The organism is Chungangia koreensis (assembly GCF_042651785.1).
In the GTDB taxonomy this organism is placed as follows: Bacteria; Bacillota; Bacilli; order Bacillales_A; family Planococcaceae; genus Chungangia; species Chungangia koreensis.
This window is the reverse complement of the sequence record NZ_JBHSEC010000010.1, coordinates 1-16,283: the sequence shown is the minus strand read 5'-3', so window position 1 is coordinate 16,283 and position 16,283 is coordinate 1. Positions and strand designations below refer to the sequence as shown.

General features: G+C 42.1%; 16 protein-coding genes, 1 tRNA gene, 1 rRNA gene, 1 other RNA gene and 1 other annotated feature. Of the genes, 16 read left to right on the top strand and 3 right to left on the bottom strand.

The features are described from left to right. Window positions 1-95 (top strand): 5S ribosomal RNA (gene rrf, locus ACFOZY_RS07210); the annotation flags it as partial. Between the two features lie 515 nt (window positions 96-610). Here the strand turns inward: rrf and ACFOZY_RS07205 are convergent. Beyond that, window positions 611-757, bottom strand: a complete 147-nt coding sequence (locus ACFOZY_RS07205) for a hypothetical protein (RefSeq protein ID WP_378153826.1) — start codon at window positions 755-757, stop codon at window positions 611-613. 116 nt (window positions 758-873) lie between these two features. On the opposite strand from ACFOZY_RS07205, the gene ACFOZY_RS07200 reads away from it, so the two are divergent. From ACFOZY_RS07200 to serS, 5 genes are all read left to right on the top strand, one after another. Next, window positions 874-1,359, top strand: a complete 486-nt coding sequence (locus ACFOZY_RS07200) for a glutathione peroxidase (RefSeq protein WP_378153824.1) — start codon at window positions 874-876, stop codon at window positions 1,357-1,359. Between the two features lie 94 nt (window positions 1,360-1,453). Beyond that, window positions 1,454-2,920, top strand: coding sequence for an IMP dehydrogenase (guaB, locus tag ACFOZY_RS07195; RefSeq protein WP_378153822.1), 1,467 nt, complete (start codon window positions 1,454-1,456; stop codon window positions 2,918-2,920). Window positions 2,921-3,051: 131 nt separating this feature from the next. Next, on the top strand, window positions 3,052-4,398 hold the full coding sequence (locus ACFOZY_RS07190; protein WP_378153820.1) for a serine hydrolase: 1,347 nt from the start codon (window positions 3,052-3,054) through the stop codon (window positions 4,396-4,398). 231 nt (window positions 4,399-4,629) lie between these two features. Continuing rightward, the gene (locus tag ACFOZY_RS07185) at window positions 4,630-6,279 is read left to right on the top strand and encodes a M4 family metallopeptidase (protein ID WP_378153818.1); all 1,650 of its coding nucleotides are present in this window, start codon (window positions 4,630-4,632) and stop codon (window positions 6,277-6,279) included. Between the two features lie 57 nt (window positions 6,280-6,336). Next, window positions 6,337-6,549: a binding site (T-box leader), on the top strand. Window positions 6,550-6,616: 67 nt separating this feature from the next. Beyond that, on the top strand, window positions 6,617-7,891 hold the full coding sequence (gene serS, locus ACFOZY_RS07180; RefSeq protein WP_378153816.1) for a serine--tRNA ligase: 1,275 nt from the start codon (window positions 6,617-6,619) through the stop codon (window positions 7,889-7,891). A gap of 64 nt (window positions 7,892-7,955) precedes the next feature. Here the strand turns inward: serS and tadA are convergent, their stop codons facing one another. Beyond that, on the bottom strand, window positions 7,956-8,459 hold the full coding sequence (tadA, locus tag ACFOZY_RS07175) for a tRNA adenosine(34) deaminase TadA (RefSeq protein WP_378153814.1): 504 nt from the start codon (window positions 8,457-8,459) through the stop codon (window positions 7,956-7,958). A gap of 84 nt (window positions 8,460-8,543) precedes the next feature. On the opposite strand from tadA, the gene ACFOZY_RS07170 reads away from it, so the two are divergent. From ACFOZY_RS07170 to ACFOZY_RS07155, 4 genes are all read left to right on the top strand, one after another. Next, window positions 8,544-9,692, top strand: a complete 1,149-nt coding sequence (locus ACFOZY_RS07170) for a glycosyl hydrolase family 18 protein (protein WP_378153813.1) — start codon at window positions 8,544-8,546, stop codon at window positions 9,690-9,692. A 143-nt stretch (window positions 9,693-9,835) separates the two neighbouring features. Then, a complete protein-coding gene (locus ACFOZY_RS07165; RefSeq protein ID WP_378153811.1) occupies window positions 9,836-10,474 on the top strand; it encodes a deoxynucleoside kinase in 639 nt (212 codons plus the stop codon). Further along, on the top strand, window positions 10,471-11,139 hold the full coding sequence (locus tag ACFOZY_RS07160; protein ID WP_378153810.1) for a deoxynucleoside kinase: 669 nt from the start codon (window positions 10,471-10,473) through the stop codon (window positions 11,137-11,139). The genes ACFOZY_RS07165 and ACFOZY_RS07160 overlap by 4 nt, the downstream gene beginning before the upstream one ends. Before the next feature lie 104 nt (window positions 11,140-11,243). Next, complete coding sequence (locus ACFOZY_RS07155; protein ID WP_378153808.1) at window positions 11,244-11,897, top strand: hypothetical protein; 654 nt, start codon at window positions 11,244-11,246, stop codon at window positions 11,895-11,897. Between the two features lie 133 nt (window positions 11,898-12,030). Here ACFOZY_RS07155 and ACFOZY_RS07150 read toward each other — a convergent pair. Then, a tRNA-Ser gene (locus tag ACFOZY_RS07150) sits at window positions 12,031-12,123 on the bottom strand. Window positions 12,124-12,247: 124 nt separating this feature from the next. Here ACFOZY_RS07150 and ffs point away from each other — a divergent pair. The 6 genes from ffs (at window position 12,248) to ACFOZY_RS07120 (ending at window position 15,881) form a co-directional block, all read left to right on the top strand. Then, window positions 12,248-12,512, top strand: an RNA gene (gene ffs / locus ACFOZY_RS07145) — signal recognition particle sRNA large type. 105 nt (window positions 12,513-12,617) lie between these two features. After that, on the top strand, window positions 12,618-14,369 hold the full coding sequence (gene dnaX / locus ACFOZY_RS07140) for a DNA polymerase III subunit gamma/tau (protein WP_378153806.1): 1,752 nt from the start codon (window positions 12,618-12,620) through the stop codon (window positions 14,367-14,369). A 20-nt stretch (window positions 14,370-14,389) separates the two neighbouring features. Continuing rightward, window positions 14,390-14,710, top strand: a complete 321-nt coding sequence (locus tag ACFOZY_RS07135) for a YbaB/EbfC family nucleoid-associated protein (protein ID WP_378153804.1) — start codon at window positions 14,390-14,392, stop codon at window positions 14,708-14,710. A 12-nt stretch (window positions 14,711-14,722) separates the two neighbouring features. Continuing rightward, a complete protein-coding gene (gene recR / locus ACFOZY_RS07130) occupies window positions 14,723-15,322 on the top strand; it encodes a recombination mediator RecR (protein ID WP_378153802.1) in 600 nt (199 codons plus the stop codon). A gap of 13 nt (window positions 15,323-15,335) precedes the next feature. Next, complete coding sequence (locus tag ACFOZY_RS07125; protein ID WP_378153800.1) at window positions 15,336-15,554, top strand: YaaL family protein; 219 nt, start codon at window positions 15,336-15,338, stop codon at window positions 15,552-15,554. 66 nt (window positions 15,555-15,620) lie between these two features. After that, window positions 15,621-15,881, top strand: coding sequence for a pro-sigmaK processing inhibitor BofA family protein (locus tag ACFOZY_RS07120; protein WP_378153798.1), 261 nt, complete (start codon window positions 15,621-15,623; stop codon window positions 15,879-15,881). Window positions 15,882-16,283 lie beyond the last annotated feature (402 nt).

The following is a 16,283-nucleotide window of genomic DNA, read 5'->3' as shown; positions in this document are numbered from 1 at the left end:
GTCACACCCGTTCCCATACCGAACACGGAAGTTAAGCTCTTCAGCGCCGATGGTAGTTGGGGGATTCCCCCTGTGAGAGTAGGACGTCGCTGGGCCATACAAAGACCGTTACCGACAGGTAGCGGTTTTTTTTGTGTCTACAAACAAAATCCTTACCGACGGGTAAGGGAAAACCTATAAGAAGATTGCGAGAAAGCAGAGGGACAAGGAGTTCGCGGAAGCAAAGAAGAGAGGCTCGGAGCGTATGATATACGCGAGAACCGAACGACTGCGGCTGACAAAGAAATCCGCCGTCCATCTGGTTTCGCAGCCCGAACAGGGAAGTTAAGCTCGCGCGCCGATGGTAGTTGGGGGATTCCCCCTGTGAGAGGCCGGCAGCAGACGCAACGTCCGGTTGCGCAGCCGGCACTCATCCATCCATGGATGTCGTAGGACGTCGCTGGGCCATACGAAGACCGTTACCGACAGGTAGCGGTTTTTTTGTTGTATAAAGAAAAGAAGAGTGAAAGAAAGTGCCATTCTTTTAATCTTTTTCGAATTGGACAGTATTTCACTTCATTTGGACAGTAAACGGTAAAAAATATTACAACTTGATTCATCAAGAAAAAGTTTATTTTATATCGATTAGACCTTGATCATATTGCGGTTTTTCCTGGTCATATTGCGCAGAAACGTTCCCATATTGCGCAGAAACACACTCATATTGCGCAACACTCAAAATAGCGAACTTCTCCATATCTTCAACATCATTCAACATCAAATCATAATTTCAAAACTACTCATCCCAGTAAAACTCCATGTCGTCTAACTTGTTTATTTTTCTTCTCACAGTTATCGTTGAAATAATTAAGGAAATACTAAAGGAGGAATCATATGTCTAATTCAATATACGACTTCTCAGTTAAACGAACGGATGAGAATGAACAATCATTAAAAGATTTTGAAGGAAATGTAATGGTGATTGTCAATACAGCAAGTAAGTGCGGTTTTACCCCTCAATTTAAGGAACTCCAATCACTTTACGAAACTTATAAAGATCAAGGACTTATGTTTTTAGGGTTTCCTTCCAGCCAATTCAACAACCAGGAATTCGATGAAATTAATGAAACACTATCGTTTTGTCAGGTGAACTATGGCGTAACTTTCCCTATGTATAAAAAAGTGGATGTCAAAGGCAGCAATGCAGATCCGCTATTCAAGTTCCTTACTTCTGAAAAGAAAGGTTTGTTGAATGAAGAGATTAAATGGAACTTTACAAAGTTTCTAATTGACCGAAATGGAAAAGTAGTAAAGAGATATGCACCTCAAACCAATCCAAAGAAAATGGAAGAAGACATTCAATCTCTGTTACACGAATAATGGGAATAGTTTTATTTATTTCATCTCCTTGACACCATAATTTTGCGTTGATAACCTTACTATTAATATTTAGCGAGATGGAGGCATAAAGGATATGTGGGAAACTAAATTTGCCAAAGAAGGTTTAACGTTTGATGATGTACTGCTAATTCCAGCAGAGTCTGAGGTACTGCCTAAAGATGTAAGCTTATCCGTAAATCTGACGGAAAGAATCAAGCTGAACATCCCGATCATTAGTGCTGGTATGGATACCGTGACAGAAGCTAAGATGGCGATTGCTATGGCTCGTCAAGGCGGTATTGGAATTATCCATAAAAACATGAGTGTTGAAGAGCAAGCTGAATTAGTTGAAACTGTTAAGCGTTCGGAAAATGGTGTTATTACAGATCCATTTTTCTTAACACCTACTCATCAAGTGTTTGATGCTGAGCATTTGATGGGCAAATACCGCATCTCCGGTGTTCCAATCGTAAATAATGAAGAAGAGCTTAAACTGGTTGGAATTATTACAAACCGTGACATGCGCTTCATCCAAGATTATTCTCAACGGATAGAAGAAGTTATGACGAAAGAAAATCTTATTACTGCACCAGTAGGTACCACTTTAGAAGAAGCAGAAAAAATGCTTCAAAAATATAAAATCGAAAAATTGCCGATTGTTGATGAGCAAGGGATTTTAAAAGGTCTTATCACAATTAAAGATATTGAAAAAGTGATCGAATTCCCGAATGCGGCGAAAGATAGCCACGGCCGATTGCTTGTCGGTGCGGCAGTTGGCGTTTCTTCCGATAGTATGCTTCGCGTAGATCATTTAGTTAAAGCTGGTGTTGATGTCATCGTCATCGATACAGCTCATGGCCATTCAAAAGGCGTATTAGAAGTCGTTAGAAAAATCCGGGATGCTTATCCGGACTTGGATATTGTGGCAGGGAACGTAGCAACAGCTGAAGGAACAAAAGCTTTGTTTGAAGCAGGGGCCGATGTGGTGAAAGTCGGAATTGGACCTGGTTCCATTTGTACAACCCGTGTAGTGGCTGGTGTAGGTGTTCCACAAATAACAGCTGTTTACGATTGTGCAACAGTAGCACGCCAATATGGTAAAACGATCATCGCCGATGGTGGAATCAAATATTCGGGTGATATTGTAAAAGCTCTTGCAGCTGGCGGCCACGCCGTTATGCTTGGAAGCTTACTTGCAGGTACATCAGAAAGCCCAGGAGAAACTGAAATCTTCCAAGGCAGACGGTTCAAAGTATATCGTGGAATGGGTTCGATTTCCTCCATGGAGAAAGGTTCAAAAGACCGTTATTTCCAAGAGGATGCCAAGAAGTTGGTGCCTGAAGGAATTGAAGGACGTCTTCCTTACAAAGGGCCATTGGCGGATTCAATTTACCAATTGGTAGGTGGCATCCGATCTGGTATGGGTTATTGTGGGGCAAAGGATTTGTATCAACTGCGTGAAAATGCTCAATTTATCCGCATGACGGGTGCGGGACTCAGAGAGAGCCATCCGCATGACGTTCAAATTACGAAAGAAGCGCCAAACTATTCCATTTCATAATATATAGGAACTTAAGCACCTTTCCTGCGTCTTTACTAAGCAGAAAGGTGCTTTTTCAATATTAGGGTCCCCAGGCTGAAAATATGTGATAGAATAACCTTTGTGAGACTTAATAACCCGGAGGTAAGACATTGAATTCATTAAACAAAAAAGCATGGGCTAAACTCATGCTGTTACCTATATTATTCGTTGGATTATTAGTACAACCGTTGGAACCGAAAGCCGAAGAGGGAAGCTTAAATTTGAATGTTGCAGGAGCCATAATGATTGATGCAGATACTGGACAAATCCTGTATGAACAAAATGCTGATCAGCCATTGGGTGTTGCAAGTATGACAAAAATGATGACAGAGTACTTGTTATTCGAGGCGATTGAAGAAGGTACAATCTCTTGGGATCAAACGTACAATGTTACTGATTACACATATAAAATTTCTCAAGACCGCGCTTTGAGTAATGTTCCGTTACGTGCAGATGGAACCTACACAATCCGTGAATTATATGAGGCGATGGCTATTTATTCGGCAAACGCTGCAACTATTGCGATTGCTGAAACGATTGCTGGAACAGAAGCTCAATTCGTTGATATGATGAATAAAAAAGCCGATGAACTTGGCTTAACTGATTACTCCTTCGTAAACTCTACCGGATTGAATAATGAGGATCTTCAAGGAATGGAGCCAGTTGGCGGTCCAACAGACGAAAATGTCATGCCGGCGAAATCTGTAGCAAAACTGGCATACCACCTTTTAAAGGATTACCCAGAAGTACTGGAAACCTCAAGTATCCCGTCTAAAACATTTAGAGAAGGTACTTCCGATGCGATCGAGATGGATAACTGGAACTTCATGCTGCCTGGTTTTGTTTACGAATACCCTGGCGTAGATGGATTAAAAACAGGTACGACGAACTTCGCAGGCCATAACTTCACCGGTACCGCTGTCCGTAATGGGACACGCCTTATTACGGTTGTCATGAAAGCTACCGATGCCAAAGGAGTTGGCTCCTATAAGGCTCGTTTTGACGCAACACGTGCATTATTTGACTACGGTTTCAATCAGTTCACAAAAACCGAAATTGTCCCAGCAGGATTTACATTTAAAGATCAAGAAAGCATTCCTGTTATCAAAGGGAAAGAGGATACGGTTGGTATTGAAGTGAAGGAACCAATTGAAATGTTTGTAAAAAGTAGTGAGAAAGACTTATACGAACCGAAGCTGGTTCTAAACGATCAAATCGTAAAAGATGGAGAACTTGAAGCTGAAGTCAAAAAAGATACAGTTGTCGGACATGTTGAAATCACGAAAAAAGAAGGAACAAACTTCGGTTTCATAAATGAAAATGATACACAAACAGAAGTTGTGACTACTGAAACAGTTGAACGTGCAGGCTGGTTCTCCCTTATGTTCCAAGCAATTGGTAATTTCTTCGGAAATCTTTGGGACGGAACTAAAGGATTTGTCACCGGTTTATTTTAATATTTCACCCGCGGTCTTTATAGGACCGCGGGTTTTTTATATCCTCCTAAAGAAATCCATTTTTAAAAGTTAAACTCCTTCAAATTGATGAAAAATATGGAAAATATCTTACAGAACGTTCGTTCTATATGAATGAGTGAGATGAGATATAAATGAATCTTCCTCTCTATTTCCTGATTGTTTAGATTAGTTATACAATTTTGTTAATCTATCAAAAGGAGTGGAAATGAATTGAAGAAAAAGTGGACAACGATCGGATTAGCAACAACTTTAGCTTTATCGGCATTCATGCCGGTATCAGCTTCCAATGGAGGGACGAAGGAAGATATTCAATGGAATCGGACTTATCAAGTACCACAATTTATATCTGGTCAATTGACTGCCCCTTCCGAAAAAGCAGCAAAGGATGTTGTCTATAGTTATCTGAAAAACAAACAGTCAGTGTTTAAGTTTTCTGGAGAACCTTCTGTGAACTTTGTATTGAAGGAAGATAAGAAAGATGATCTCGGCTTTTCAGTATTAAAGTTCCAACAAGTATATAAAGGGGTACCGGTATTCGGCGGTGTCATTACGGCCCATGTCGATAAAGATGGTGTTTTGACGGCACTATCAGGAACTGCACTTCCTGAATTGGATAAGAAAGACGCGTTAAAGGGCCCATCTAAAGTAAACAAAAAGGATGCAGTTGAAGTTGCTGAGAAAGATTTGGTAAATGAACTTGGGTCTGCACCTGTTTACGAAAAGAATCCACAAAGTAAATTAGTGATTTATGCATTGGATACTGAACCACGATTTGCTTACGAAGTGACAATGGAATTCCTTGATCCTTCCCCAGGTAACTATGTGTACTTCGTAGATGCCATTACAGGTGATATCATTAATTCCTACAACAAAATGGCTACGGCGAAGCCAGGAACTGGCCAAGGGTTAACAGGAACGATTTCAACAGGAACAGGATATGGAGTTTTAGGTGATTCGAAATCCTTAACGACACTATACAATACAAGTGGCTATCACTTAGCTGATGCTACACGGGGCAACGGAATCCTAACATACGATGGGCAATCCCGTACGCGTATTCCTGGTAAGCTCTGGGTAGATGCAGATAATGTATTCCGTTCGTCTTACGACGCTGCCGCAGTAGATGCACATGTATATGCTGGACAAACATATGATTACTTTAAGCAAGTGTTCAACCGTGATAGTTTCGATGGAAACGGTGCGCAAATTGTTTCTACAGTTCACTACGGACGCAGTTACAATAATGCTGGTTGGACTGGCTCACAAATGATTTATGGAGATGGTGACGGAGTTAACTTTATTGAGTTCTCTGGTTCATTGGATGTAGTTGCACATGAATTGACTCATGCTGTCACTGATCGAACAGCAGAATTGATCTACCAAAATGAGTCTGGTGCAATTAATGAATCGATGTCTGATGTATTCGGTACATTAGTAGAGTTCTATTTCAATAATGATCCGGATTGGGATATGGGTGAAGATATTTATACTCCTGGAATTCAAGGGGATGCTCTTCGTTCCATGAGTGATCCAACGATTCAAGGAGATCCTGACCACTATTCGGTGCGCTACACAGGTACTGGAGATTACGGTGGTGTCCATATCAATAGTGGAATCATCAACAAAGCTGCTTATCTATTGGCGAACGGTGGATCTCACTACGGTGTAAGTGTAAGTGGAATCGGCAATGATAAATTAGGAAAGATTTTCTATCGCTCATTGACTCAATACTTGACACCTTCTTCTAACTTCAGCCATCTGCGTGCATCTGCAGTCCAATCTGCAACTGACCTATATGGCGCATCAAGTGCAGAAGTTGTTAGTGTAAAAGCCGCGTTCGATGCAGTTGGAGTCCGCTAATTATTTCTTGGACTTGCCAAAACCTGAATCCTATAGTAAAGTATGTGTAATTTCAAATCTGAAACGATGATGGGAAGCAGTAACAAGTACGTTTATTTTAGAGAGCCGGCGGTTGGTGCAAGCCGGTATAGACACTTGTGAATCCGTCCTGGAGTTGCATGGCTGAACGAATAGTAGGCTGATGCCGGTACTTTACCGTTATGGAACTAAGCGGATCGGAATTATTTCCGGTCAATCAGGGTGGCAACGCGGGTAGCTCTCGTCCCTTTCTCAAGGGGACGAGGGCTTTTTTGCGTCTGCCGACCATCATCGGAATCCATATTAGGAGGAATTGCATATGTTGGACATTAAATATGTGCGCGACCATTTTGAAGAAGTGAAGCAAAAACTCGCAAAACGCGGGGAGGATCTGACGGATTTCGACCAGTTCGAAGAGTTGGACAAGAAACGCCGTGAATTGATTTCAAAAACGGAAGTTCTGAAGGCGGAGCGGAATGACGCTTCCCAAAAAATTGCAGAAATGAAACGCAATAAAGAAAACGCAGATGAGGCCATCGCAAAAATGCGCCAAGTCGGGGATGATATCAAGAAGTATGATGAGGAATTGCGTGAAGTGGAAGAACGCTTGGAGTATATTATGATGCGCGTACCTAACATTCCGCATGAAAGTGTCCCTGTAGGTGATTCCGAGGATGATAATATTGAAATCCGTAATTGGGGCGAGAAAAAGGAATTCAACTTCGAACCAAAACCGCATTGGGATTTAGCAACTGATTTAAATATTTTAGATTTTGAACGAGCAGCAAAAGTAGCCGGTAGCCGTTTCGTCTTCTATCGTGGTTTAGGTGCGCGTTTAGAACGTGCGTTGATCAACTTCATGTTGGATTTACACATTGACGAGAATGGCTATGAGGAAATGCTTCCTCCATACTTAGTGAACCGTACGAGTTTAACGGGTACAGGGCAGCTTCCGAAATTTGAAGAAGATGCGTTTTTGATTGAGAAAGAGGATTATTTCCTCATTCCTACAGCAGAAGTGCCAGTGACGAACTTCTACCGTGATGAAATTTTAGATGGAAATATTTTGCCGCAAGCCTTTGCTGCTTACAGTGCAAGTTTCCGTTCTGAGGCAGGTTCCGCAGGACGTGATACACGTGGATTGATCCGTCAGCATCAGTTCAACAAGGTAGAGCTTGTACGTTTCGTGAAGCCGGAAGAATCTTATGATGAGCTGGAAAAATTGACGGGTCATGCGGAGAAAGTATTGCAGTTGCTCGGTCTTCCATACCGTGTAATGAGCATGTGCACAGCGGATTTAGGATTTACAGCAGCTAAGAAATACGATATTGAAGTGTGGATTCCTACACAAAATATGTATCGTGAAATTTCTTCTTGCAGTAACTTCGAGGATTTCCAAGCGCGCCGTGCGAATATCCGTTTCCGCCGTGAACAAGGTGCCAAACCTGAATTTGTCCACACATTGAATGGAAGCGGCTTGGCTGTTGGCCGTACAGTTACAGCTATCCTTGAAAACTATCAACAGGAAGACGGCTCTATTATTGTCCCTGAAGTACTACGTCCATATATGGGCGGGGTAGAAGTGATCCGTTAATTAATCAAAAAAGAATCTGCATGACTTCTCTAATTAGGAAGCCATGCAGATTTTCTTTTTGTTGTTATAGTTTTTGGTCTCTTTCCATTGCCTTCACCTGTTTCCGCTTTTCCCGAAGCTCGCGGAAGAATGTTGTCAGTAGCATGCCACATTCATCAGATAACACACCTTCTGCTACTTCGCACTCATGGTTCAAGCGCCTGTCATTTAATAGTTGATATAATGAATCCACCGCTCCAGCTTTCGGATCACGTGCCCCGTACACAACTCGTGGGATCCGAGATTGAAGAATGGCTCCGGAACACATGGGGCAAGGCTCAAGTGTTACATAGAGAGTCATATCCTCAAGTCTCCAGCTACCCACTTTTTGGCACGCCTCTTGAATCGCCATAAGTTCGGCATGGGTAACTGCATTCTGTGTCGTTTCCCTTAAATTATGTGCAGCTGCGATGACTTCATCGTTACAAACAATAACCGCACCAATTGGTACTTCACCGATTGCACCGGCTTTCTTAGCCTCTTCAATCGCCAACCTCATGAAATGCCGGTCTTTTTCAAATGCATCCATGTCAATCTCTCCTTGCAAACAGTGTAACACGTTTCAAAAACGATGGGCATACAATACAGCGATTGAGTAAAAGGAGGTACATGGGTGATTTATGTCGTAAAGTCGGGGGATAGTCTCTTCTCCATTGCACGGTCACATGGTACAAATGCTGCAACGTTGGCAGCCATCAATGAGCTGCAGGATCCAGACGTCTTAGTCGTAGGCCAGGCGCTAATTATTCCATCCACACCGGACCCGAATCGACCGGAAATCGTGGTGAACAGCTATGCGGAATGGTATACGGACTTGCCTTCAAAGAATCTATTGGAGGAAGCCCAAAGAAGAAGCATATTGTTGACATACTTAATGCCATTCGCTTATGACGTAAAGCGTGATGGTACACTGACACCCCTGAACTGGGGGGGGTTAGGCGAGATCGCAGTAGAGAATAATGCCATTCCAACGATTGTATTAACGAATCTGGAGGAAGGTGCATTTAGTGATACACTGGCTGAGAAGATCTTTGCCAGTGAAGAATTGCAGAATAAATTGATCGATGCGGCATTGGCCGAAGCTAAAACTCACAATGCAAAGGATATCCATTTTGACTTTGAGTATTTACGGGCTGAGGACCGTGAAGCCTATGTGGCATTTCTTAAGAAGGTGAAAGATCGGATTTCGCCAATGGGATTCACACTTTCTGCTGCGCTGCCACCGAAGTCGAGTGCCAATCAGCCTGGAAAGTGGTACGCTGGCCATGACTATAAAAAAATAGGTGAAGTCGTCGACTTTGTGGTCATCATGACGTATGAATGGGGTTATAGTGGAGGACCTCCAATGGCTGTTTCACCAATTGGACCAGTCCGAGAAGTGTTGGAGTATGCCATAACAGAAATTCCGCCAAAGAAGATATTAATGGGACAGAACTTGTACGGCTATGATTGGACGCTACCTTATGCTCCAGGAAATCCATATGCCAAAGCATTAAGCCCGCAGGGAGCATTAAATTTAGCAAGGGAGCGTAATGCAGCGATCCAGTACGATGAAAAAGCCCAAGCTCCATTCTTCAATTATTGGTTGGAAGGAAAAGAACATGTCGTCTGGTTCGAGGATGCGAGGTCCATCCAAGCAAAATTCAATCTGCTAAAGGAACTTGGCCTGTTGGGAATCAGCTATTGGCACTTGGCCTTTTCATTCCCGCAAAATTGGCAGCTGCTTTCAGAAATGTTTCACGTGAAAAAAGGCGGCGTATAAATTCAGGTAGCTTATTGTAACTTGATTGAGAACCTGTTGAAAACACCTTTCTCCTCGGAAGGTGTTTTTTTCCCTGTTTTTCGACAACTTGCTATGATAAAATGAAGTGCGCATTGATTCGAATTGAGAAGGGGGACCATCTGATGCCCGTTCCGTTTATAACAGTGGAAGGTCCGATCGGGGTCGGAAAAACGTCACTTTCTAAAGCGATTGCTGATACATATCAATTTCACTTGCTTAAAGAGATTGTAGACGAAAATCCATTTTTAAATAAATTTTACGAAAACATTGAAGAGTGGAGTTTCCAGACGGAAATGTTTTTTTTATGTAACCGGTATAAACAACTGAAAGACATAAAGCGTGACTATTTAGATTTGGACAAGCCGGTTGTGGCTGATTATCATATTTTCAAGAACCTCATTTTTGCACAACGTACGTTGCAGCAAGAGGAATTTGAAAAGTACAAGGGAATCTATCAGATTTTAACACATGATATGCCCGTCCCTAATATGGTCATCTACTTGAATGCAAGTCTGGATACACTAATGAAACGCATTGCATTGCGCGGAAGAGATTTCGAAAGAAATATGGACCCGGCGTATATGAAACAGCTCTCTGAAGACTATGAAGTGTTCATACAGCATTTTGAAGAAACACATCCAGAAATCCCGGTACTCCGTGTAAACGGAGATGACTTCGATTTCGTATTAAACGATGAAGACTTGAAATTGATTATTGGCCAAGTTGAGGCAACGTTACAAAAAAGGAGTTTGCACGCATGAATTTAAGAGAAAAATACGGAATTCCAAATAGTGCTGTCATTACGATTGCGGGCACTGTCGGTGTTGGGAAGTCCACAATGACAACAGCTTTGGCTAATGCATTAAATTTCAGGACTTCTTTTGAAAAAGTGGATACGAATCCATATTTGGACAAGTTCTATGATGACTTCGAAAAATGGAGTTTCCATCTGCAAGTTTACTTTTTGGCAGAGCGCTTCAAGGAACAAAAACGTATTTTCGAATATGGTGGAGGGTTTATTCAAGATCGTTCCATCTATGAGGACACAGGTATCTTTGCAAAAATGCATTATGAAAAAGGCACCATGTCTCCAGTCGATTATGAGACATACAAAAACTTGTTCGATGCCATGGTCATGACTCCATATTTCCCTCATCCAGATTTGTTAATCTATCTGGAAGGTTCAATGGATAGCATTTTGGAGCGGATCCAGGAGCGGGGACGACCGATGGAACAGCAGACACCAGTCAGCTACTGGGAGGAAATGCATACCCGTTATAAGAATTGGATTGATTCTTTTAATGCTTGCCCAGTTTTACGCTTGGACATTAATGATTATGATTTAATGAAAGATCCGGAGTGTGTTGAACAAATCGTTGAACGCATCGGTTACTTTTTAGATAAAACCGCAACATTAAGAAAATGATGGGAGGAAGGAACAGCCTTGAGAAGCTGTTCCTTTTTCATTCACCGAACAAGATCTCCTTGAATAAGATAAGAGGTACAAATCGTTTAAGGAGAATCACTCGAATGAATGGATTTTACGGATTCAATTACTATGTTCCATTTCCATATTCCATGCGCTTGTATCCTTATCAAGCTGCTGTACAAGGATTAAATCCGATAGGGAGAGCAAATGATCAATATATCCACCGTAAGTCAGCAGACTTGAAAGCTGCCATGAGAACCTTATGGGAGCAGCATATTACCTGGACACGTATGACAATCACCAGTTTGGTGTTCAAACTGCCGGATGCGAATTTGGTGGTGGACCGCCTGCTTCAAAACCCTGTCGACCAAGGAAAAACGTTAGCGCGCTTTTACGGAAAAAAAATCGGTGATCGTTATGCGGTACTATTAAATGAACATTTAACGATTGCAGCCGAATTAGTGAAGGCTGCCATGGCTGGGGACAATCAGAAGGCAGATGAACTAGACAAAGAATGGCATCGTAACGGTGATGACATTGCCCGTTTCTTAAGTAGGATCAATCCATTTATCAATGAACAGGCCATGCGTGAAATGTTTTATGAGCATTTGGCTCTAACCAAATTAGAAGCTGTCTGCATGATTACAAAAAAATATAGTGAAGAGATTAAAGTATATGACCGAATTGAAGAACAGGCACTTATGATGTCTGATGAATTGTCGAATGCCATCACACGACAGTTCATGTTGTTTTAACTATGAATAAAACAAAAAAGGACACATGACGTGTCCTCCTCTTAGGAATATTCTGACTATGAATAGTGGAGAAAAATTCGTTACAGAAGTAACGAATTCAACCTCCAACTTATGCGCGTTTTTAAATAATTGATGGCGGAGGAAGAGGGATTCGAACCCCCGCGCGGTTTAACCCGCCTGTCGGTTTTCAAGACCGATCCCTTCAGCCAGACTTGGGTATTCCTCCATACACAACAGAAATAAATTTACCATGGACCTAATTCATATGTCAATAAATATAATCTGTTAAAATATTGAAACCGTTCATACCCATTGATTTTTGTCGGTAATGAGCGTATACTTAGTTATTGCCGTGCTAGGTGGGAAGGTAGCGGTGTCCTGTAACTCGCAATCCGCTCTAGCGAGACTGAATCCCTTCTCGAGGCTGTCTGCATGTAAGGCTGCCTTCTGCACGTAGTGTTGACGTTTGGGTCCTGCGCAATGGGAACCCATGAACCATGTCAGGTCCGGAAGGAAGCAGCATTAAGTGGTTTTTCTCATGTGCCGCGGGGCAGCCTAAACTGAGCTGTCGACAGGAGTAACGCTTATGTGCAGCTGTCAAAGGAAGGTGCACGGCAATTACATATGATCTCAAAAGACCCATCCTATTTAGAGGATGGGTCTTCTTATTTATGATATAATTAAAGAAGAAAAAAGACGGTGGGGAAGGAGAAAAAAACGTTGTCATACCAAGCTTTTTATCGTGCCTATCGGCCACAATCATTTTCGGAGATGAGTGGACAGGCTCATGTGAAACGGACGCTGCAAAACGCTCTCCTTTCCGATAAGACCTCCCATGCCTATTTGTTTTCAGGTCCTCGTGGTACAGGGAAAACAAGTACGGCAAAGATTTTTGCAAAAGCTTTAAATTGCGAAAACGGTCCCACGGCTGAGCCGTGCAATGAGTGTCCGACGTGTATTAGTATTACGAACGGCTCTAATACAGACGTCATTGAGTTTGACGCCGCCTCCAACTCCCGAGTTGAAGAAATGCGTGACATTATTGAAAAGGTCCGATTTGCACCTGCTAATTCGCGATATAAAGTCTACATCATTGACGAAGTGCATATGCTCTCGAACAGTGCATTCAATGCATTATTGAAAACTCTTGAAGAACCTCCTGCTCATGTCGTATTCATCTTGGCTACAACTGAGCCGCATAAATTGCCCTTAACCATCATTTCACGATGCCAACGATTCGATTTTAAACGTCATACAACTGCCGATATCATTTCACGGATGAAGGTAGTATTAGAGGAAGAAAAGATACCATATAACGAATCCGCACTTAAAGTGATCGCCCAGGCAGCGGCAGGGGGCATGCGTGATGCGTTAAGTATGCTCGATCAGGTCGTGTCTTTCAGTGAAGAGGAAATGACGGTTGAAGATGCCCTTTTGGTCACGGGTTCGATTAGCCAAGATATGTTCTACCAGTTATCCCAGGCTCTTCATTCCAAAGAGGCTGCCAAAGCTTTAGGATTATTGGAAGAAATGATACAAGAAGGAAAGGACCCTGTCCGGTTGACAGAGGATCTTATTACCTTTTACCGAGATTTACTACTGATTAAATCTGCACCAGGATTGCATGACTTGCTTGAGCTTGCAACTTCTGATGAGAAATTCGGAGAGTTGTCACAGCAAGTACCGGAAGATACATTATATAGTTATATCGAGATTCTAAGTAAAACTCAGCAGGATATGCGCTTTTCCAATCATGCAAAGGTCTATTTGGAATCCGCCTTGTTGAAAATGACGCAAGTGGGGAGAAACCTTTCCCAAGCTTCCACCGCTGATCAATCCGTCCTCGAAGATAGGATTGTCCAACTTGAACAACTTGTAAAGGAACTCCAGACAACATTAAAAGGTGTAACAACTCATCCAGCTCAACCCGCACAGCCGGAGCAACAGCAACAGCGCAAGCCAAAAGCAAACCGCAGCTTCAAGATTCCAACAGGCCGAATTCAGGATGTCTTGAAAAATGCGACTAAAGAAGATATAAAGGGAATAAAATCTCAATGGGCACAAATTTTGAATAGCCTACAAAAATCGCATGCCGCTCTCCTCAATGAGGCAGAACCAGTAGCAGCATCGAGCCGTGCCTTTGTGTTAAAATTCAAGTATGATATACATTGCCAGATGGCGGCTGATAATGGAACTTTTCTGACGTCGTTTACCAGCCTTTTAGAATCTCTCGTCGGTAAATCATATGAAGTGATATTTGTACCGGAAGATAGCTGGTTTAAAATACGGGAAGAATTCATCCGTCAGAACGGAATGAAAAAACATGATGACCAAATGTCGGATGAAGAAGCAGCTGCAGAAGAAATGCTTTCTTTGTTGGATAAAGAGGGAGAACGATCAGAGGATGATCCCCTTGTAAAGGAAGCTGAAAAATTATTCGGCAAGGAATTCGTGGAAGTCTATGATGATTAATCTAAAGGAGGATGTTTAACATGCGTGGAATGGGAAATATGCAAGGTATGATGAAGCAAATGCAAAAGATGCAAAAACAAATGGCTGAGGCTCAAGAGGAGTTAGGTCAAAAACACCTTGAAGGAACAGCTGGCGGCGGTATGGTAAAAGTTGTCATGACTGGCCACAAGGAAGTTGTGGAAGTGGTCATTGACCCGTCTGTAGTAGATCCGGAAGATGTAGAAATGCTGCAGGACTTAGTCGTTATCGCAACAAATGATGCACTGAAACAAGTAGATGAAATAACGAACTCCACGATGGGACAGTTCACGAAAGGATTGAACCTCCCTGGAATGTTCTAGGAGGAAAAATAGATGCACTACCCTGAACCGATATCAAAACTAATTGATAGTTTTATGAAGCTGCCAGGTATCGGGCCGAAAACAGCGGCCCGTCTGGCGTTTTTTGTGCTTAGCATGAAAGAAGAAACCGTACTCGATTTTGCTAAAGCACTAGTCGATGCAAAACGTAATTTAAGCTACTGTTCAATCTGTGGTCATATAACCGACGTCGACCCTTGTCAAATCTGTCAGGATCAGCACCGTGACAAAACCATGATTTGTGTCGTCCAAGATCCGAAAGATGTAATCGCGATGGAGAAGATGCGAGATTACAATGGTCTCTATCACGTACTTCATGGTGCGATTTCGCCGATGGACGGGATAGGTCCTGAAGATATTAATGTTCCTTCCCTATTAAAAAGATTGCAAGATGAAGAGGAAGTCAAGGAACTAATTCTTGCGACGAATCCGACGATCGAAGGAGAAGCTACTGCTATGTATATATCCAGACTCGTCAAACCGTCCGGAATTCGGACAACCCGGATTGCCCACGGATTGCCGGTTGGCGGTGACTTGGAATACGCCGATGAAGTGACTTTATCCAAGGCAGTAGAAGGAAGACGCGAAATATAGGGGGATGTTGGGCATGTTCTCACGTAAAGGAAAATTGAAAAAAGAGTATGATGAGCAGCTTGCCCGTCTCATGAACGACACGAAAAAAGAATGGCATCAGGCGAAAGAACTTGAAAGTCTGATTGATGATTATGATCTAAATGTGATCGTCCAGCGTAAAATAGCAGAAAGCAAACATTTCTACTTATTTAAGGAAGCTAGAATCCGGAAATTAAAACTAAAACTAAAATGAATAAGTCTAGTCCAAGGAGCATACAATCCTCTATCAGGTTATGGTGGGAAAGGACTGGTCATCGCAATGAAAATCTTATTAATTGTGCTTGGCGCTGCTCTACTATTCATTCTATTGTCAGGGAAAGAACGAATTTTTAAGGTCCTTGACTGGTTTTCGGTATTCTGGTTCAGATTGGCGATGTCATTCTTAGGATTGTTTGTACTTCACATAGCGGCTGGATTCTTAGGAGTCTTTGTCCCGATCAATATTGCTTCCGGATTGGTTGTAGCATTACTGGGTATTCCGGGATTAGCCTCTATTTTGACCATAGCTGTTGTGCTATGAATTTAAGTGAAACCAAACGGCTGCCTATTTTATAGAGGGTGGCCGTTTTTCTTTTATGAAGGTTCATTTTAAGTGTTGACATTATTGTATAATAGTATTAACATAGTAGAAGTCGTCTCAAGTAACAGTGATGAGCGTCATGGTCAATAAAAAGAATTAATAAAAGTTATTGACTTGATAACGAAATGGTGTTATTATATAAGAGTTGCTGTTACGGCAGTAACGTAAACATGAACCTTGAAAACTGAACAGCAAAACGTCTAACAAACAATTGTTTTGATCCGACCTCCGTCGGATAGAACAGACAACAAATTTGGACATCATAATTGATGCCAGCAAAACTTATGAGCTTAACTCATACTCTTTATGGAGAGTTTGATCCTGGCTCAGGACGAACGCTGG